Consider the following 18,915-nt stretch of genomic DNA (forward strand, 5'->3'; position numbering starts at 1 on the left):
TGGCCGTCCCTGTTTATTTTTCATCAATCTTTTTTCTGACGCTGGCCACGGTTGCCTGCACTTTTTGAGCAGGACTGCGTCGGGCCGAAAGAACGGGGTCCAAACGCCGCGCAGGGCAAAACGCGGCTGGTAGGGATGCCTATCGCGAAGCGCCCGCGCTGAGAGCGCCCTGGGAATCGGGGGCTTCGTTCTGAGCGGCTTGCAGTTCTTCTTCTTTGGGGCGATCGACGATGAACCCTCCTGACCCCCGCCGGGTGATAGCATTGTTTTTCGCGCCGCTCCCATAACGATCCAACCCACCGTAGTCCACCACAAAGCTGAAATTGCCGCCGCAAGTGGGATACGGGTGGTAGGTAATGGCGCTCGACGAGTATCCCTGGCTGGTGCCGCTGTACTCGTCAGCTCCTGCAAAGTCATAGAGAACTCCCAGGCTGGCCTGGGCGCCCTGCCCCTGAACTCCTCCCACCCTGGCGAGATAGTGATCGTCGCCGCCGAGTTCCAGGAGATAACCCACCGAGAGGTCCCAACCAAAGCCGGTTCCCATTATGGAGCCGTGGTACTCATCGTCGCCTCCATCGTCGATGAGCGCACCGACACCCATGTGGCAGCCCCAACCATTGCCAAATCGTTGGAATCGTTGCTGCGTTCGGGCGGAGCCATCGTAAGGCTTCAAAGTGGCCCCCAGGCGGCGGTCATTACCGGCAAAGTCCCGTGCAAAGCCGATGGCAAGCCAGTAACCGCCGCCTTGGCCGAAATAGTCGAATTCGTAGGTGTCATCCCCGGCCCCCTCGAGGAGAACCCCGATACCGCCGTTGGCGGCTCCGCGAATCCCCGAACCGACGCCCTGGCCCCAGCCTTCGTAACCTGGGGTCTCGGGATAGGAGTCGTACCATCGACCACCGACATAATAGTTGTCGTCTCCGGTAAGATCGTCGATCAGGCCGAAGCCCAGTGGACCTCCGAATCCCTGGGCCCACATCGCCGCGTGATAATCGTCCTGACCTTCGCGATCGATGAGCAATCCCACGCCGCCGATCGCCTGCCCCTGGACGCGGCGAAGCCCAAGATATTGGTCGTTGCCGGCCCAGTCCACCAGGATCCCCACACCACCGAGAGTACTTCCCTGCGCCACATCCTGCGCCCAGTAGATGTCATTGCCCGCCATGTCGATCAGCAGAGAACCGCCGAGGATTGCACTCCCCTGGATTCCCGGCAGTTTGCCCTGATATCGGTCGTTTCCTGAATAATCGATGATGGCCAGCAGCGGGCGGTCAACGGACACCGTCCCTTCCCAGTACACGTCATCCCCGCCCAGATCCACAATCGCCACCACATCTTTCATCTCTTCCAAGCGGTACTCGTTGACGCCCGATCCGCCCACGACAATAGTTCCCACAGAGGTCTCGATTTTCTGGAGGATGGTTCCGCTGACGCCAGGCACCGCTGCCTGCGTTCCCTCATTTACTGAGGTGCTGAGCGATTGACGCAGGCTTTCCAGGAAGGAACGGTCAACGAGGCCGGCCAGTACCTCGGCCATGTCCCATTGCGCAGCCCGATCCATTTTTTCCAAAAGCTGCACAAGCCGTCTTGCACTCCCGCGGTCATTGACGGTGTGTCCGACATAGGTATTCGTGGTCATCACGTAATTGATCCGTCGGGCGAGTTCGCTAAATTCCGCCTGCGGGAGCGGCTTCACCGCTTGCGCGTAAAGGTTGTAGGCCTGGACGAGCGTTTGTTTGAGGAATTCGACCGGGTTGCCTGTTTGGTCGGTGAACTCGATCGTAGAAGAAGGCACATCCATTCGGGCTCGTGCCGTTCGCAGCAGGAAGCGGAGTCCCGCTGCCCTGTCGGAAAGCGCCCCAGCATGGAGGTACCGCGTAAACTCCTCAGCTTCCTGCGGTACGCGAAGCGGTTCGCGAAGGAGGTGGTCGAACCAGCTCAGACGGGCCAGACCGTTGATCTCGTTACCGGTGTACACCCCCCGTGTGGCCGCCAGTCGCGATGCCGCGTAACTGAGAAACTGCTGGAATCGGCTGTCCACACCGGTCGAGCGCATCTGGCCGACCATTTCCGGCACCAGCAGTTTGACAATGCCCGGCGCCAGGGGATGGCCAACCGTCGAGGGGTCGATCTTGGGAACGCTGGTCTTCTGGGAAGATAGTTCGCGCTGTTGGCCGTTTTGAGCGGAAGGCGATTCCGGCGTCTCCTGTTTGCCGGGAGCTTTCAATTCAGGGGAAGCGCCTGGGTTTTCTGCTGCGGAGGGCGGAGCCACATTTTGAGTGGGAGATCCCTCCGATGGACTGGACCTGGCTTCTTCACGAGCCGGGTTTGAACTGTTAGGGGTTTCGTCGGCCTCTGCTTTGGGAAGTGCCCCGGCCGAGCCCGATCCACTTCCCAGGTCCAGCTCTGGACCTTCCATTTCATCCGGGGCGTCTACGTACACTACCTTGGCCGATGAAGCGAGTCTGATGGCCGTGGCTCGGCTGTCCCACCCGAAAACGTTAGAATCGCTCGCTCCGCCAGAGACCAACCCGAAGCCACCCATTCCGCAGACCCCAATCCCCAAAACGGTGCACCACTTCACCAGGTAATGGCATTTGAGTGTCATCTAGGACTCCTTCGGAATGCTGGAAGGCTCGATGGGACCTCCAGGGAATCCGGGGCAGCAATGACGGCTGAAAAAAGAATCTCCCCGAAACCACAAGAGGGCGACTATTCCTTTATCGGAAGGAAATGCCGAAGCAAAACATGCTAATCCAAACATTGGAAAGCCCAATTTAAGCAATTTTCATAAAAGGCGTTATTCTGGGCGTCCCAATGGCTGACTGCGCCCAAAAACGTGTCAGGAAGGTTCACCCAAGATTACTGGAACAACTGCTCTCGGGGGCGAATGAGGGGCAGATCGCTCTGGCTTCAGGGAGAGGTCGCTGCGACCTCGCTGCCGATCCGCTCTTCCTGCTTCCCACCCATTTTGCTTGCCGCTAGGAAGCCGGCTTACGCCTGGCCCTTTGACGTAGGACAACGGGCTTGCGTTTGAATGGCCGCATCAGGGCCGCCACGCAGATCTCCTGCTTGTTATACCACAGATGTCGTGCCCGAACCACGTTATACCCCCAACCGCGAATGCGTTCGAGATATTCGGGGATTTTGTCTGCCAGGCTCCACTCGGGCAACTTGAGCGTGAGAATCATGCCCCGGACATTGATCTGAGGGTAGGTGACAAGACTTTCCACAGCATCGAGTGTGTAATTGGGAGCTGCGTTAATGTCAGCAGCGAGCCAGCGAATCTTCCTGAACGCGCGCCGCGGGGCCTGGGTTGTCCGACGTCGCAGGTGGGTGAATTTGGGATGCGAAAGCACAGCGGGATGCATTTCAGCCGGGTCTACGCCCAGCACCTCGTAGCCTCGATCCAAAAGAGCTTGACTCGCCCCACCCGGCGCGCTGCCAAGCTCCGCCCATCGGGCATTGGGGGGAATCGGAAACTGTGACCACCTCAGGGCTTCCTCCATTTTGAGGTAAGCCCGCGAAACAGCGTGTTCTGGTAAAGAGAGAGGAAATCTACCGCCGGGATAGAAAGTTTCCGGACCTTCTAGGCGGTGAATTCCCACCCACCATTCGTTGGGCTCCACAATCACACAATCGAGCGCCCATTGCCCGCGAAGTCTTCTGCTTGGAGAAGTCTCCGGCGGGACGAGATTCACGGACTCGGGAGCGGCGGCCTGGATGAGGGAGCGGATCTTCTCGACTTCACTCGACCAGGGGGTGTCAGGATCGCTTCGGCCGGGCGGTGCCGAATCCCGCGGCCAAACGTGGATCATGCGCACGGGGATTTCCGCAATCAGGGCCCAAAGTTGTCGGGCAGCCTCTGCCTGATCCCTCACGTCGATCTGCCCCAGCGTGAAGCCCCATGCCCGAGCAAAAACGGCCTCGAAGCGGAATCCCTCCAGAGGGTGGGTCTCGTCCGCGAATTTAAACGTGACAAAACCGCGACGGCTGAACGCCGGTCGCAAAAACGGGTACTGTCGGGCAACTTCCCTCTTGAGAACGTTCTCGACCCCCGATTGACACGTCGCAAAAATAAAAGGCGGCAAAGCGGTCATACTTTAAGCATACGGGGATTACGGCCCAGGGGGAGGACCGGGCTTCCCTTTCCAGGCTTTGTTCGAAGACGCAGGGGTCCCCCTTCCGAAAGGCGTACGAGGGTCCGCCGTAGCTGTGTACCGCCCTTGTGTAGCTCAGATGATTAACATTCGCCACCATTTCCGAACATCACCCATGGACAGAGGCACTCGGGATTGGTTTGATGCTCTGCTGGAAGAGGTCATCGAGACCCTCCCCGACATGGTCCGCAATGCCATGAAAGAGGTCGCACTGTACGTCGAAGACCATCCTTCCAGAAAGGTCATGGAAGAGCTGAACATCTCCGATCCCCGCGATTTGTGGGGGCTTTTCACCGGCGTTCCTCTCCATGAGAAAGAAAGCCATTGGCTGGGCGGGCCTCCACGTTTGCCTGACCGTGTGACGATCTATCGCGAAGGACTGTTATGGTCGGCCGTGACCCCCGATGGGACAATCGATCCGGAAAAACTGAAGGAACAGATTCGCAAAACAATCCTTCATGAGTACGGTCATTATTTCGGTATGACCGAGGAGGAGCTGGAACGATTGGGCTACGGTTGACCGGTGCGCGAAGCGGTCTGGCCACACGGCTGGTGCGTTCCGGCCAAGCTTCCCTGTCTCGATCCTGACTGTAGCTCATCATTAGCGAAACGGCTACAATAGCGCGCTAGTGTCTGTTTGCCGACGGACATTCCGTAATGCTGCTTGCGGCAAAGCACCAGAGGCCGCATGAAGGCGGTGCCGAGGCACTGGGTTCCCCATCGCTTTTACCGAATCAGAGACGCATTCCGAAAAGTCCCTGGCGGATTGGGGCACTGTGCTTGCTCCCAGCCGCCACGAAACGCGGTGGATATTTGTCTCTGGAAAAAACTGCCCAAAATCGGGAAGCCGGTTGGCCGCGCTTGCTCGTGGGAAAGTGAGGACGTCCCGATGAAACCGAAACTCCTCCGGCTGCATCCCCAGGATAACGTGGTGATTGCCACTGCGGCGATCAAGGCGGGGACAACTCTGCGGTTGGACCGCATCAAATTGCAGGTCATTTCAAATGTTCCCATGGCCGGCAAAGTCGCCACACGTCCCATCGCGGAAGGTGAAAAGATCATCAAGCTCGGACATCCTATTGGCCATGCCACCCGCAACATCGAGCCGGGGGAGTGGGTCCACACGCACAACTTGGCCAGCGACTACCTGCCGACACCGGAGCGTGCTCCAGCCAGGGCTGCGCCGGAGCAGGTGGAGACGGCCGTCCCTGTGCCTGCCGGGGAAGATTTGACCGAATTGTCTTCAGAAGTAACCGAAGGCCTGGAACCGACCGCCGATCTGGCGTTGACTGAGGAAACGAGCGAGCAGCCACAAACGACGATGGAAGAAAGCAATGCCGTTGGCAACGCCGGAGAAAGCGTCTGTGCGCCGCCTGCGGGTGAGAGCCTCACTGCTTCGGGAGAAGCAATCCCTGAAGGCGCGAGCGAGTCGGATGGGACCCCCGAACGTCCCGGCGACGGATCAGGTTGATTGACTGTCGGAACCGTGGGCTGACCGTGACAAACGCGATTAGCGTTTGGATAAGAGGAGAAAAACTATGGCGCCTAGCCGCGTCGATAAACAACAGTCGCCTGTGCAAGGGCAACCCGAGCAACATACCTGGCAGGGATATGCCCGGCCGGATGGTCGTAAGGGCATTCGCAATCGACTGCTCGTCGTGTACTTGGTCGAATGCGCCCGGCATGTGGCGGAAGAGATCGCCGCTCCCTTTCGACGACAGGATGTGGAAGTGCTGGGATTTCCTGGTTGTTACCCCAGCGCGTATGCCGAGCGGATCCTCCGCCAACTGACGACGCATCCCAACGTCGGCGGTGCCCTGCTTGTTTCCCTGGGGTGTGAAAGCTTCGATCGGGATGGTCTGGCCGAGGCTATCGCCCAATCAGGTCGGCCGGTGGAAACCATTGTCATCCAGGAAAACGGGGGTACCACAAGAAGCATCAAACGGGGACGACAATGGGTGAAAAACACCCTCCGGCAACTCGCCGATGTCCCCCGCTGTGCCATGTCCATCCAAGACCTGGTGGTGGGGACGATCTGCGGAGGTTCCGACGCCACCAGTTCTTTGACGGCCAATCCCGCGTGTGGGCTGGTCTTCGATCGACTGGTGGACGCTGGAGCGACGGCGATCTTCGAGGAAACTGGCGAACTTCTCGGGTGCGAGTCCCTGGTGGCCCAACGGGCTGCCCGACCGGAGCTCGCGGAGCTTCTGCGGGCAACCGTGGAAAAAGCCGCTCGTTATTATGCAACGCTCGGCCATGCCAGTTTTGCTCCGGGAAACACCGAGGGCGGCTTAACGACCATCGAAGAGAAATCGCTCGGTGCTTATTTGAAGAGCGGCCACCGTCCAATCGCGGGAATCCTCAAACCAGGCGACATTCCCCCACAACCCGGCCTGTACCTTCTGGACGTGGTGCCCGACGGCGAGGTTCGTTTTGGCTTTCCCAACATCGCCGACAACGCTGAAATCATCGAGCTTATCGCCTGCGGATGTCATCTGATCCTGTTCACGACAGGGCGGGGATCTGTGGTCGGATCGGTGATTTCGCCCGTTATTAAGGTCTGCGCCAATCCCGAAACTTATCTCCGCATGAAAAATGATATGGACGTCAACGCGGGTGACATACTCTCGGGCAAGGCCACTGTTGAAGAAGTTGCGGACAAGATATTCAAGCTCGTGCTCGAAGTGGCCGGAGGTCAACAAACCGCTTCTGAAAAACTGGGGCACCGGGAGTACATTCTGACCTACAAATACTTTGAACCACTAGGTCCGGCGTGCCTTCCTGTTTCACGCTGAACCTTTTCCAAGATCAGGACTCTTGAGCTCGGTTGGTGCTGGCATCATCTGACTCGACCGATTCCTTCTGCCGCGCAACCTCGGCGGCGAGAGGGCGATCGCCAACGTCGGCGGCGAGAAAACACGTGCTCCCAGTTGTTATCCCGTATTCGCATGGAATTCCCGAGACCTGCCGAGCATACTTGGCAACCAGTTTGAGGAGCGTGCACCGATCGAGCGGTTTGGTGGCGAAATCATCGCATCCTGCCGTAAAGCAGCGCTCCCTTTCACCAGGCTCGGTACCCGCTGTTAACGCAATAATGGGTGCCACGTAACCGGATTCCCGCAACAGCCGGACGACCTGGTAACCCTCCATATCGGGAAGATTGATATCCAGAAGAATGCAGTCGAACGGCCTTCCTTCCACATGGTTCTGAAGGGCTATGTGAACCGCATCGCGGCCAGTCTCTGCGGTGTATACCTCGACCCCGGCCGACTGCAAAATATGTTGAAAGAGACGCCTGGTCTCAATCGCATCCTCTGCCAGGAGCACTCGTGCCCGGATACGACATCCCCGGGATACACCTTTGGTAGTTTCTGGGGAAGCGGTTTCCTTAGTTTTTGCCTCCCCACGTAACTCAGCCGGATCCACCCACTCAAACTGGTCGGCAGTGCCAAGGGGAATGGTGACGCGGAAATTGCTTCCCAGGCCCACCTCGCTGACGACCGTGATGTCGCCACCGAGACGTCGTGCCAGACTGCGGCTCAAGGCCAGCCCCAAGCCGGTGCCAGGAAAACGGGCATTGGTGCTGGCGTCCCCACGGTGGAAAGGCTCGAAAATTTTTTCGCATACCTCGGGCGGAATGCCGATGCCGGTGTCAATGACCTCAAACACGAGAGAGCACTGACCATCCTCGGTGCGCGGCACGTGAACAACGAGACGAACCGATCCCGACTCCGTGAATTTAATCGCATTGCTGAGAAGATTGATGAGAATCTGTCGCACGCGGACAGGATCGATACGAATGCGACGCGGCACACGGCCGCGAATGTCCAGGCGGAGTGGCAGTCCCTTGGTCCGCGCGCGGATCTCCATCAATCGGATGATATCCTCGACAAGTTCTACCAGGGAACAATCCTGGGCGTTGATTTCCAAACGTCCCGCTTCGGACTTGGCAATCGCCAGTAAATCATTCACGATCTGAAGAAGATACTGGCCATTGCGCAGGATTGTTTGAATGGCGGCAATGCGGGTGGACGGAGCGCGGTTGAGATCGCCTTCGATCAGAAGCGTCTCGGCATACCCGAGAATGGCTGTCAGGGGCGTTCGCAGTTCGTGCGTCACACTGGCCAGAAATTGGTCTTTAGCCCGAAGAGCGGCCTGGGCTTCCTCCTTGGCTTCTTCCAGTTCCCGCACCAACTGTTCGAGCTTCGCGGTGTGATCGCGGAGGGCAAATTCGGCCTGTTTTTGTTCTGTGATGTCGGTGACTAACCCCAGTCCCCCGCAGTACCGCCCGCTTTGGTTGTAGACCGGTGCCACAGCCGCGAGAACCCACCGCGTCTCTCCGTCTTTTCGCACGATTCGGAGCTGGTAAGTGGAAGAGAGTCTCTGACGTCGTAACCGAAGCTGTTCCCGGACAAGCTGATGATCCTCTGGATGAACAAAACGAAGCAGTTTTTGGCCCACGATTTCTTTTTCCGATCGGCCAAGGATTTGGCAAAAGCTCTCATTGACGAGAGAGAATCGGCCGTTGGGAGCCACGAGAGCGATGGCAGCTTTCGTTTGTTTTGTAATGAGACGGTAAACGAACTCCTCGCCGGTGTCAGTTTCCGAACGGGTGTAAATCCGCAGAAGTCGGTAACCGCCGAGGATAATCGCAGACATTCCCGCCACCCAAAGAAGCCCCAACCCGAGGACCACCCCGGGTAATCGGATGTGCGGATCGGCCAGAAACGTCCCCCATAGGGCGGCGAGAATGATACTCGACCACACCAGCGCCACCAACCACACGGTGCGCTGCATGTGATGCCGCGCGAGACTCGGCATCACATTTGGTGGTTCCCCTTGCTGGAAATACCGGTTGTTCGGAGGTATCGCAGTCAAAGGCGCCCGTCTCTCCCCTCAGGATTGCACTGGACATACCCTGCCCACGCAAAAACGGTGCGTGGGTTTCCCGCGAAAAACATAGGTTTTTCTAGACCATCAGGACGTCGGCCGGCGGTTTTCTGCCCCCGTAAAGGACAATTTTCACACGTTTTTTGCCGAATGTATCGGTGATATAGGCTGCGCCGCGAACAACGAACACGGTCGTAGGGTCTCGTTCCTGAAAATCCTCAGCCAGTGCGTTTGTGCAAAATGACAATCGATTTGCGCAAAAGTGGCTTGCTACCGATACGTCAAGGGAGTAAAATCACATTGGGGGAGGCTGGCGTGCGTCATCGTTTTCAGTGACTAAGGTTTTCTTCGAGAGGAGGGTTCTCCTATGGACGTTCATCCTCTGAAAAGACGTGGATTCACGCTGGTGGAGCTGCTCGTGGTGATCGCCATCATCGGGATTCTTATTGCATTGCTCTTACCGGCGGTCCAGGCTGCCAGAGAGGCAGCGCGACGTTCGCAGTGCGTCAACAACATCAAGCAACTCGTGTTGGGCTGCCACAATTTTCATGACAAGTTCAATGAATTCCCCTATGCCCGAAAGTACGACATCTGGGACACTTACACGTGGACGGAATTGGTTCTCCCGTACATCGAGCAGCAGGCCGTCTACGAAAATTACTGGACACTACCGCAACGGGGCTATGTGACCAGTTATCCTGGGCCGAACGGTCCGATCGGGGATGACACTCGGCTTCGTTCTGCCCGCCACACTCGCATTCCCGTTTTCAACTGCCCGAGCGATGGCGGCCCGTGGGGAAATGAGCTTAATACCAGTTCCTACGGTTTTTACCGTGGCAATTACCGGGGATGCGTGGGCTCCGGGGACATGTACGGCGAGGACGTGCAGGACGGCACCAGTGGCCCCTGGAAGCCGGGCGTGTTCTCCGTCCGTCACAACCAGAGTTTCGACACGGGGGCGGGCGTGGAAACCCGGGGCGTACGAATGGCCGAAATTATTGACGGAACCTCCAACACCACCATGATTTCCGAAGGGATCATGCCCACCGTCACCTGGTGGGGTGGGCCTATCGGGAGCATCATTTACGGCAACATGGGCGGAGCCCTGTACAGCAACGCCATCACCCCCAATTCCACTGCACCCGACCGAATCATCGGCCCCTGTCCGCAAAACCAAGGTGATACCATTTACAACGAACCGTGCGTGAGCATCGGGGGCAACGCCTGGTGGACCCCGAGTGCCGCACTGGCTTACGCTGGAGCCCGCAGCCGGCATCCCGGCGGTGTTAACGTGGGCATGGCGGATGGCTCGGTTCGGTTTTTCAGCAACACCATTGACCTGCTCACGTGGCGCTATCTCGGAACGCGAGCAGGTCAGGAAAGCGTTCAGGCATTCTGAAATCCGGATCGTTGGATGCAAACGGTGGCAAATCGCAACACGGTGAAACGAGGGATCGCACTATGATCTCGCACGATTTACGCGCGATTACCAGGCCATCTCTTTTCAGGTTAGCCCAGGGACTCGTCCTTCTTATGGGATTCGTCCTGGTCGCTGTCTCGGGATGCGGCAAATCCAGCGGGGTGACGGTCTCCGGGACGGTGACATTTGACGGCCGTCCGGTGGAGGAAGGTTACATCACCCTTTCGCCCGCCGACGGAAAGGGGCCCAGTGCAGGTGGTCCCATTAAGGAGGGAAAATTCTCGATTTCTGGTGTTCTTCCCGGGGAAAAGATCGTGTCCGTCACGGGCGGCGGCAAAATGCAGTTCCCCAAAAGCAGTGAAGAGATGGCCCAAATGGCGGCCCGCGGACAACAAATTCAGGCGGCTCCCCAAATCCCGCCCAATGCCAGGGGGAACAATCAGAAGGTGACCATCACCGGTCAGGCCCAACAAACCCTGGAGATTAGCCTGTCATCGCCTGGCTCCTGACTCACGCGATTCCGTTGGGCAACACGCGGAGAATCGCGGAAGAAGAATTCTCACGCGGAACACCGGGCGAGACGCTGCTCGGTGGAGAGCAGGCGGCTGTCCCACCAGCGCTTCCAGCGAAGAAGTTGCGCGCGAGGGGACCAGGGCGAAAAGTACGTGTAGCGATAGCTGTCCACGAAATCGGTCGCCCACGGTTGCTTGCTGGAAAGATTCCCAGGTCCCAGGTCGAACTCTTCGTCTCCTCGTTCAAACGAGTCGCGAATCATCCACAGTTTGAGCACATTCCCGGGGCTGGCGTCCGCCCAACCGGGATCGTATCCGGTGCGCAGACCGAAGACCCGTCCTCCGCAAACGTAGTTGTAGGCAAAGGCGATGGGCTGACCGTCCACGGTTAACAAATTGAGGTCCAGACAGCCCAGCTTGGCCGCGGATTCGTGGACCTCGCGGAGAAAACCGTAGACGGATTCGTGGGAAAGCGTTTTACCCTGATCCTGGTGGCCCTGCCAACTGCGGGATGCCAAATCGACGCACGCATCGAACAGATCCCACCGTGGATCGTCTTCTCCCCGGGCGGCACCGGCGGGACGGTAGCGCACCAGCTCTGCTCGCCCACGTATTAGCACTCGTTTTTCCGCCCGCCGCAGATTGTTGCGAAACTTGCTGCTGCGGGTGGCCCAGTACTCCGCCCATCCGATCCGACCGTCGATCACCGCGGACCGATCCCAGATCTGCGCGAGCGGCGTGAAACCGACCTGTTTCATGGCCATCGGGGTGCGGAGATGATCGCAGCGGTCCTGATCGACCCATCGCAGGTCGAGGACATCCCAATCTCTTCGTGACTCGGCAAGATAGCGCAGCCCGGCCAACAGGGTCGCCGTGGGATGCGGTCCGATCGGCCCAAAAAAGTCACCCCAGCTATCCAGGGGATACGTCAGAACATGGAACGCCCCCAGTCGGGAAGACTCCCGACGAAGGACAAGCGGCAAGAGGCCGACCACTTTGTCTCCGCTGGAAATGACGAGCACGCGGAAACTCTGCCTGTCGCCGAAGTGTTTCCATGCGGCGGAGAACCACTCGAAACTCTGAAAGAACGAGACCCGGGGGGTCTTTCCCCAAAGTTCGCGCCAGACAAGCCGGAACGGGATGAGGTCGTCCCATCGCGTGATTTCGGCGACATGGACCATGGCACAGGACGTCCTTCGAGGGCACGCACTTAACGGAGAAAGGTAACCGCGTCCCTAATCCAGTGCAAGTCCCATGCCTGTACCGGAAACAACGGTGATTTTCTCGTAAGAAGACGCAGAAAAACCCGGCAGGATGTCGGCGACGGCGTTGAAAAAATGACCCCCCAGGAAGTTCACGCTGCCCAAAAGAAACACCGACATGCAATCGTATCGTCTGATCTTTCCCTCAAGCGAGGTCACGGTCCTCAAACAGGAGCAACCCCAGGACCATGGTCAACCCCATGTAAACGAGGCTGTACAGACCGGCCAGGGCCAAATAATCCCACGAGACCAGTCGTCCCGTGGCGATCGCCGTTTCCATACTGAAGTACTCCAATCCCGGTAGAACGACGGCCAGAAGTTTCGCCGCAAATGCCACAAACTCGAGGCGATCCGCCGTTTCGATGACGACTGTTGGCAAAAGATGACCGAGCGCGTAGATCGACGCGCACACCAGAAGATTGGGAAGGAGCGGAAATCGGGTGGATATGGCTGCCGCCACGGAGGCCATCACAAGGGCCTCCAGGTAAGCCAGCGCCAGGCCGGGGACGCTCTGGAGAATCTCCCCACGACATTCCTCGACGGTGGGTTCAGGACGGGCAACTTCCCTTGCATCGTACTTCACTTTGTAGGAGACCGCACACAAAAATAGGGCTCCCAGCACGATGAACATCACCGTAACGGGCAGCATCACCCCCAAAAACTTTCCAACTAGCATTTTCCATCGCGCCACCGGCTTACTGAGCACGGTGAGAGCGGTGCGCCCTTCGATCTCCTCCGCGATGGACACACTAGCGGTCCACACCGCCATGACAATCGCCAGCAGCTTGATGAACGTCAATCCCTCCGCTTTGAGGAGTTTGATGTCCTCACCGAACGTGTTGTACGGGAGAATCGGCGACAGAAGCAGCATCACGATTCCCAGCGACAGAAGTATGTAGAAGAGAGGCTGCGATGTTGCTTCTTTGCTGGTTGTCCGCAAAATGGCAGCCACCCGTGGGGCCAGCCGTCCCAAAAGGGCCAGCCCGACCCACAGTCCAACCACGGCCGCCACGACGCCCACCGCGACGATCCACAGGGGCTTGATCCACACAGGAAGCATCGCGAAGAGCGTTTGCAGCGAACTCAACCAATCCGCTACGGGGAGGTGTGCGTTCATAATCCACATCGGCGAGAAATACACCAAAAGGGGGTTCAATACCCTGATTTTTCACCAGAAACACTACTTCGATCACTGGCCACCGCGTGTTTCGCGTTACGCTCTCCTTCTTATTCTGGTTCACAGGAAGCAATTTTGCCAGATTTTGGCGGGTGCCCTGTTGCGGAGGAAACAGGGGGCTTACATCGTGCCGTAACGGATCGAGAACCTCTGGAATTTCTGTGTGGCCGGTCCCCGGTTCACGTCTGCCGAGCGAATGAAACCTCCCAGATGTTGGTAAATCTCACTCACAAACCGATCAATCTCTTGTGGATCCCCCTCCACCACCAGGTGAACGCGCCCATCCGAAAGGTTCTCCACGTAGCCTGTGACGTGATACCGGGCGGCGATTCTTTGCGTCGTGTATCGGAAGCCCACTCCCTGAACCATTCCCGAAAAGAAAATCTCCCGTTGTTCCATAGCTCCGGCCTGCCTTCTCGTTACGGGGAAGACCACATCATGGCGAATCTATTCGCTTAATGGTCACAATAGTAGTAATTGATGCGACAGCTTTTGCCCGCTGTTTCTTTTTTTCATTATGGGACTTTCAGCACACAGACGGGAAGAGTGTGCCACCGGCCAAATGTGAGGCCCGCGCCGTTCACCCTCATCCATATCAATTGCTGGGATCCCGCAATGACTCAGTTTTGGACCCCTTCACCCGACAACTTCGCCCACCATTTTCACGAGCTGGTCACCGCCTGCGACTTGACGCTCCTTCTCAAAAAAACTAGGTTTGTCATGGAGCCTTTTCCCGTCGAACCCGTGTGCCCACGGCTTTTCAGACTCGCGCGACGGCGTGTCAGAAGACCGGGCGCGGCCCGTGAGGCGGCACGCGGGAACTCCAAGTATCACGACCTGAATGACAATCCGGTGAGACGATCCCATGAGTCATTCTCTTCTTTCGTTTCGGCGAACACCTCCGTTACCCCGTTCCCTGAGCCAATTCATTTGCGAGGAGGATGGCGCGACGACCGTGGAGTACGCCGTCATGCTGGCGTTGCTGCTGGCCGTCATGATCGGCGCCATCAGTCAGGTCGGAAGCCAGACCAACGGGCTATGGTCCGGGATTATCAGTGGTCTTCAGGCCGTGGGGTTTATCCCCTAGAGCACCTGCCGTGGACGAATGCCGACGGATCACGGGGCAGCATGGGGTAGACGGTCTGGCGGGGGAAGACTCTGACTGACCGTGGTCGTCGGCTGGTCAGACTTCCCTGAGGGCAAAACAGAATTCTCCGCAGTGAGGTGTCGGAACCAGAGCACCCCAGCCGCAAAGCCCACCAGTAGACTGAGAATCACTCCGTAGATGAGGCCAGGACGCGGCGAATCTGGAGCGGACATCGGGGGCGGCGAAGGGGCACCGGACTCGATCGCCTCGGTCAGCCGGAGCAATTTCTCTTCCGCCCAACTTTGTGCCAACTGGCGAAGCTGGCAGTGCAGCCCGAGATACTGCCGGAACAGCTCGCGGGCCTCCGCGTCGGCCAGCAACAGACTTTCCAGCCGACGGTGCTCCTCGGTGGTGATTGTCTCATTCACGAGGGCATCCAGAAGAGTCAGAAGTTCATCGCGGGTTTTGCTAGAGAGCATGGCTCGATCGGGATCTTTCCAATTGGCCGACCGACGAGAGCGCCCTCTGCTTCGCGCAGTCCGCAAGCGCAGCATCCGCTCACAAATGACTCGTCAGCAGAGGCAGCATCCACGTCAGTTTTCGGCCAGGGCCTGTTGAACCTCAGCGAACAGTTTCCGACGGATGAGGTTGAGGCGGTTGTACAGCGTTTGCGCTGCCTTCCCGCGTCGCTCTGCGATTTCCCGGATCGGGCGACCTTCCGCATAAACTTCCAGCAGCAGGTCCCGCTCATGCTGTGGAAGTTCCGCCAGGCAGCGGCGAAGCACTTCCAGGCGTCGGTCGCCTTCCTCGGGATCTTCGCGCTCTTGTGCCATTTTATCCAGAAGTTCCTGGCTGAACGAGAGGCGCGAACGCGAATTGACGCGGAAATAGTTCCTCACCTCATTGTAGGCCATGCCACAGGCCCAGGCGAAGAAATCCGCTTCCCGATCGAAATTCTCAAACTTCTGCCAGAGCAAAAGACACACCTTCTGGAAAATGTCCCGTGCATCCTGCTCGTTCGGCACCATACTGAAGATGTATCCGAATATCCGCCCATGATACCGGGTGAAATACCCCAAAAACTCTTCGGTCCGGTCCCTGGTCGCCTGCGAAACGGAAGAATCGGCCCAGCCCCGCACCTCGGACACATAATCGGCGACGGCTCCCATGGTATGACTCCTCTCGCTCGGACCATGGAGGGTATGCGAAATCCGGCGGGCTGGCGTCCAGCCATGCAACGTCGTCCGTGACGGAGGGTCAAATTCTCTAAGTCAGCGTGAGCAATTCCTCGCTGTGCCAACGTTTCAGCCCGGTTTTCCGTTCCCAACTTATTCAACCGGCTTATATGATGGTCCGTCGCACCGCTCCGTAATGCCCGTTGGCGATGGACCAGCTGACAGCACCATGTCGCGTCCGTCAGTGGTGCTCAATCAAGGTGGGAAATGTCTCAGGTGGGGGAGTATTCTTCTCTGCTCGCTTCACCATTCTATCGTCCCTCCTCGCTCAATTTTACCGGTTATAACGCAAAAGTCACCGCTTTTTCCGAGCTCTGGGCTAACCGCGGGCACCAGCTTGGGGGGAATACCGGAGATTTGGCCTAAGACTTGCTAGAGCTGCCCCCAGGGCCAATTCAATTCTCTGGATGCGCGGACCGGCCGGCGGGTTGCCACCCGATTCCTCGAAACGCCATCTTGCGCCTGAGCGGATCCACAGCGGTTTATTCAGAATTCTGCGACCAAACACCGCCTCAGCGCGGAAGACTTCATCTCCCTTCAAGCGGCCATGATCCACCCATCTGAGAACCGCGAGAGAAAAGTCGCGCGATTCTCACGCACCACACCAATCGCAAGCGTATTCCTCAGGTGCCAGCTCGGTCTTTCATGCGACAATGTCAGCGTGACGAGCACGACCAGTTCTAGAAAACTCCTGTTGCAGCCCGGAAAAACTTTCGGTAAAAGTTCCGTCCGGTTGTACGATAGAAGGACGACGGGACAAAACGAACCCACCGAAAACAAAAGACGAAACACCTGAAGCGATCTTTCCGATAAATCTGGATGGAGGGTTGAAACCAAGGAATGCCGAAATAAGTCCTGGCAGCGAAAAACGAAAAATTGGACTTGCGGCAAACCCCGTGATCCTGTAAATCCTCCATCGCACAGCAAAGGCGAACGAGACAAGCTTCAAAGAATTCGCAGCGACACTAGCACCGGCCACGACAAGCAAAGCGTGGCTCCCGCCTGACAGAAAACCTTCCCGATTGACCCCCCTGTTACATCCGATCTGCGGTAACGTGTGAAAGCAATTTCGCAGATCCTCACCCGAAGCAAATGGGAGATTGAAGGTCCCGCCACCACAAAGACAGCCCATGCAGAACATGGGCGTGCGAGACCAATCCACCCGATGAACATGAAAACACGTTCCATGCCACAGGATGCGAAGAGCATCCGCTTCCCGCCGGTCGGTCACACAAAATCCCGCCTAGGACCGACCCCCTGAGGCACCGCCTCCGCCCTGGGAGGCTGTCGTGGGTCCGGCGGCCTCCCAGGTCGACGCTCGAAACAAGACTAGGCCGTTGCCCTACGCGACGACGGTCGACCCGGTACAGTGAACACATGAACACATACGCCACTCCGAGAGAATCCATCCCTGCCCAAAGATGAGCCTCCGGCTACTTTCTCGAGGGCAGGGACTACCAAACGGAAGAAAAGCAGGATGTCTGGAGTAACGGCAGAAAGGAGGTGATCGGCACAGCACAAGGAGCGATGACATTATCGAGCCCAGGGTGTGGCTGAACCTAGCTTGAGAATGGCCCCCCAAACCCTCAACGAGGAAGTACCCTCGCACTCACCAAGTAGAAGTCCCACCTACAATCCTTCCAAGAAGTCCCACCTGAAACAAACTTGAGCGGTACGCTCACCCTCCCCAAGAGTAGCTGCGCAGCAAATCTAGGGTATTCACCCTATATGTCAAGACTGCAGCGAATTTTTCGGAAACCAGCGGTTTTTGGTCGTGTGAAGTTGCGTCTCGGTATTTGTGGAACCTTCCAGCACAAGGAGTCCGTACCATGACACGTTTCGTCACCCTCTCCGCCGTTTGTGTGTGCGTGTTGGGAATGGTTGCGGCTAAGGCCTTCGGCCAGGCAGCCGTACCCCAGGCGTGGGAGAATGAGACCTACGTTTATGCCGCGTCGCAGATGGAACTGTCCAAAGGTCAGGCGGCCCTCATTCAGGCTTACGCGGCCTTGGTACAGGCGCAGGCCGCCATGGTGAAAGCGCAGGCTGATGCCCAGGTCAGTCTTGCCCAGGCACGTAAGGCCCATCTCGAATGCAACGCCATCCAAATCGACAACTCGCTGAAATACGCCAAGACCTACTGGGACCGCAAGCAAGCGCGGGACACCTATCTGGCACTGCAGAACAAACCCACTCCCAGCCCGGGCGAAAGCAAGCATCCCGCTCAGCAGACAGCAGCCATTCAAGTCAAGCCGAACCGTCTCACCCCTGCGGAGCTGGATCCTGTGACCCACACGATTCACTGGCCTGCGGTGCTCCAGGGTGAACGCTATGCCCAGTACCGAGCAGCGATTGAGGAACTCTTCGCTGCCCGTCAGCCCGCCGACCATGGGGCTGCGAGTCCCTTCTACAGCGAGGTCCGGAAGAATGTGGAGATTCTGAGCAGCATGCTCCGGGAGGAAATCGCCAAGGTCAGCCCTGCGGAATACCTGGCCGGGAAGAAATTCCTGGACGGCCTGCGGAACGAGGCCCTTTACCCGCCGCAGATCAACAACGTGGCCATGAACAAGTAAGTCAACTCACCACCAATCCCCTGAAACAACAACCTTCGCAAATCCCACCCGAAAATCCCACCTTAATCACCTACCAAAAATTCCTGCCTGAAAAATTCCCACCTTGAGTCCACAGCATCCAAGAGCAAACGACGAGCCTGCCCGATGCGACCTGTGAGATAAGCAACTCAGTCCAGCGGTTCGTCCTCCCTGACAAAAAATCCCCAGATTGATCACCCCGGTTAACCGAAAGACGCCTTGCCGAGTCACTAACGGAGATCAGTGGGAGCCCAGAGGAACCGACATCCTCCACGCCACCAACCGACCGACGCCGCTCCCAGGGTTTCACGCGAGATGACTCGACAGGAAGTCATGAAAGGTCAGCCGGGGTGATTTGTTTTCTTGACTTTCTTGACCCTCAATCACCTCTTCCGTTATGACCGACGCCGCAAGGACTCTCCGGTCGGGCTCCTTCATGAATCGCCCCCACACCACATCGAGCCTTTGGCTTCTGAATGACGCTGAGACAAGTGGCGATGACTCAGATCGCCTCTCTATTGACAGCTCTTCTTCATTGGCGACAATGAATCCATCGGTTTTGCCCCCATGTTCCGTGCTCTCCA

Annotated in this window: 16 protein-coding genes; 7 read left to right on the forward strand and 9 right to left on the reverse strand. The window is 57.8% G+C overall.

Annotated features, from left to right (window positions below):
* Nucleotides 1-139: 139 nt before the first annotated feature.
* Both ABJK56_RS03005 and ABJK56_RS03010 read right to left on the reverse strand, forming a co-directional pair.
* Nucleotides 140-2,608: a hypothetical protein gene (locus ABJK56_RS03005; protein WP_347243183.1), complete on the reverse strand. Its 2,469-nt coding sequence runs from the start codon at nt 2,606-2,608 to the stop codon at nt 140-142.
* Between the two features lie 373 nt (nt 2,609-2,981).
* Entirely contained in the window at nt 2,982-4,100 is a 1,119-nt protein-coding gene (locus tag ABJK56_RS03010; protein WP_347243184.1) for an SAM-dependent methyltransferase, read from the reverse strand.
* Nucleotides 4,101-4,275: 175 nt separating this feature from the next.
* Here ABJK56_RS03010 and ABJK56_RS03015 point away from each other — a divergent pair, with 175 nt between their 5' ends.
* The 3 genes from ABJK56_RS03015 (at nt 4,276) to ABJK56_RS03025 (ending at nt 6,955) form a co-directional block, all read left to right on the forward strand.
* Nucleotides 4,276-4,680 (forward strand): metallopeptidase family protein, encoded by a 405-nt coding sequence (locus ABJK56_RS03015; RefSeq protein WP_347243185.1) that lies wholly within the window; start codon nt 4,276-4,278, stop codon nt 4,678-4,680.
* Nucleotides 4,681-5,049: 369 nt separating this feature from the next.
* Complete coding sequence (locus ABJK56_RS03020; RefSeq protein ID WP_347243186.1) at nt 5,050-5,631, forward strand: UxaA family hydrolase; 582 nt, start codon at nt 5,050-5,052, stop codon at nt 5,629-5,631.
* A 67-nt stretch (nt 5,632-5,698) separates the two neighbouring features.
* Nucleotides 5,699-6,955 (forward strand): UxaA family hydrolase, encoded by a 1,257-nt coding sequence (locus ABJK56_RS03025; RefSeq protein ID WP_347243187.1) that lies wholly within the window; start codon nt 5,699-5,701, stop codon nt 6,953-6,955.
* A gap of 13 nt (nt 6,956-6,968) precedes the next feature.
* Here ABJK56_RS03025 and ABJK56_RS03030 read toward each other — a convergent pair whose 3' ends face one another.
* Nucleotides 6,969-9,038: an ATP-binding protein gene (locus tag ABJK56_RS03030; protein ID WP_347243188.1), complete on the reverse strand. Its 2,070-nt coding sequence runs from the start codon at nt 9,036-9,038 to the stop codon at nt 6,969-6,971.
* Nucleotides 9,039-9,417: 379 nt separating this feature from the next.
* Here ABJK56_RS03030 and ABJK56_RS03035 point away from each other — a divergent pair, with 379 nt between their 5' ends.
* The gene (locus tag ABJK56_RS03035) at nt 9,418-10,449 is read left to right on the forward strand and encodes a DUF1559 domain-containing protein (RefSeq protein WP_347243189.1); all 1,032 of its coding nucleotides are present in this window, start codon (nt 9,418-9,420) and stop codon (nt 10,447-10,449) included.
* 62 nt (nt 10,450-10,511) lie between these two features.
* Nucleotides 10,512-10,979 (forward strand): hypothetical protein, encoded by a 468-nt coding sequence (locus ABJK56_RS03040; RefSeq protein ID WP_347243190.1) that lies wholly within the window; start codon nt 10,512-10,514, stop codon nt 10,977-10,979.
* 50 nt (nt 10,980-11,029) lie between these two features.
* Here the strand turns inward: ABJK56_RS03040 and ABJK56_RS03045 are convergent, their stop codons facing one another.
* The 4 genes from ABJK56_RS03045 to ABJK56_RS03060 all read right to left on the reverse strand — a co-directional run bounded on the left by ABJK56_RS03045 (nt 11,030) and on the right by ABJK56_RS03060 (nt 13,820).
* Nucleotides 11,030-12,163, reverse strand: a complete 1,134-nt coding sequence (locus ABJK56_RS03045; RefSeq protein ID WP_347243191.1) for a GNAT family N-acetyltransferase — start codon at nt 12,161-12,163, stop codon at nt 11,030-11,032.
* A 54-nt stretch (nt 12,164-12,217) separates the two neighbouring features.
* Nucleotides 12,218-12,364 carry a hypothetical protein gene (locus tag ABJK56_RS03050; protein ID WP_347243192.1) on the reverse strand — a complete coding sequence of 49 codons (147 nt, stop codon included), beginning with the start codon at nt 12,362-12,364 and terminating at the stop codon, nt 12,218-12,220.
* A 25-nt stretch (nt 12,365-12,389) separates the two neighbouring features.
* On the reverse strand, nt 12,390-13,361 hold the full coding sequence (locus tag ABJK56_RS03055) for a hypothetical protein (RefSeq protein WP_347243193.1): 972 nt from the start codon (nt 13,359-13,361) through the stop codon (nt 12,390-12,392).
* Nucleotides 13,362-13,541: 180 nt separating this feature from the next.
* Nucleotides 13,542-13,820: an acylphosphatase gene (locus ABJK56_RS03060; RefSeq protein ID WP_347243194.1), complete on the reverse strand. Its 279-nt coding sequence runs from the start codon at nt 13,818-13,820 to the stop codon at nt 13,542-13,544.
* Between the two features lie 466 nt (nt 13,821-14,286).
* Between ABJK56_RS03060 and ABJK56_RS03065 the strand changes: the two genes are divergently transcribed.
* Nucleotides 14,287-14,508, forward strand: coding sequence for a Flp family type IVb pilin (locus tag ABJK56_RS03065; RefSeq protein ID WP_347243195.1), 222 nt, complete (start codon nt 14,287-14,289; stop codon nt 14,506-14,508).
* A 29-nt stretch (nt 14,509-14,537) separates the two neighbouring features.
* Here ABJK56_RS03065 and ABJK56_RS03070 read toward each other — a convergent pair whose 3' ends face one another.
* Nucleotides 14,538-14,987: a hypothetical protein gene (locus ABJK56_RS03070; protein ID WP_347243196.1), complete on the reverse strand. Its 450-nt coding sequence runs from the start codon at nt 14,985-14,987 to the stop codon at nt 14,538-14,540.
* Between the two features lie 114 nt (nt 14,988-15,101).
* Nucleotides 15,102-15,677: a sigma-70 family RNA polymerase sigma factor gene (locus tag ABJK56_RS03075; RefSeq protein WP_347243197.1), complete on the reverse strand. Its 576-nt coding sequence runs from the start codon at nt 15,675-15,677 to the stop codon at nt 15,102-15,104.
* Nucleotides 15,678-17,572: 1,895 nt separating this feature from the next.
* Between ABJK56_RS03075 and ABJK56_RS03080 the strand changes: the two genes are divergently transcribed.
* Nucleotides 17,573-18,313 (forward strand): hypothetical protein, encoded by a 741-nt coding sequence (locus ABJK56_RS03080; protein WP_347243198.1) that lies wholly within the window; start codon nt 17,573-17,575, stop codon nt 18,311-18,313.
* Nucleotides 18,314-18,915: the final 602 nt, after the last annotated feature.

Origin of the sequence: Thermogutta sp. (genome assembly GCF_039793925.1) — a bacterium.
Lineage (GTDB): Bacteria > Planctomycetota > Planctomycetia > Pirellulales > Thermoguttaceae > Thermogutta.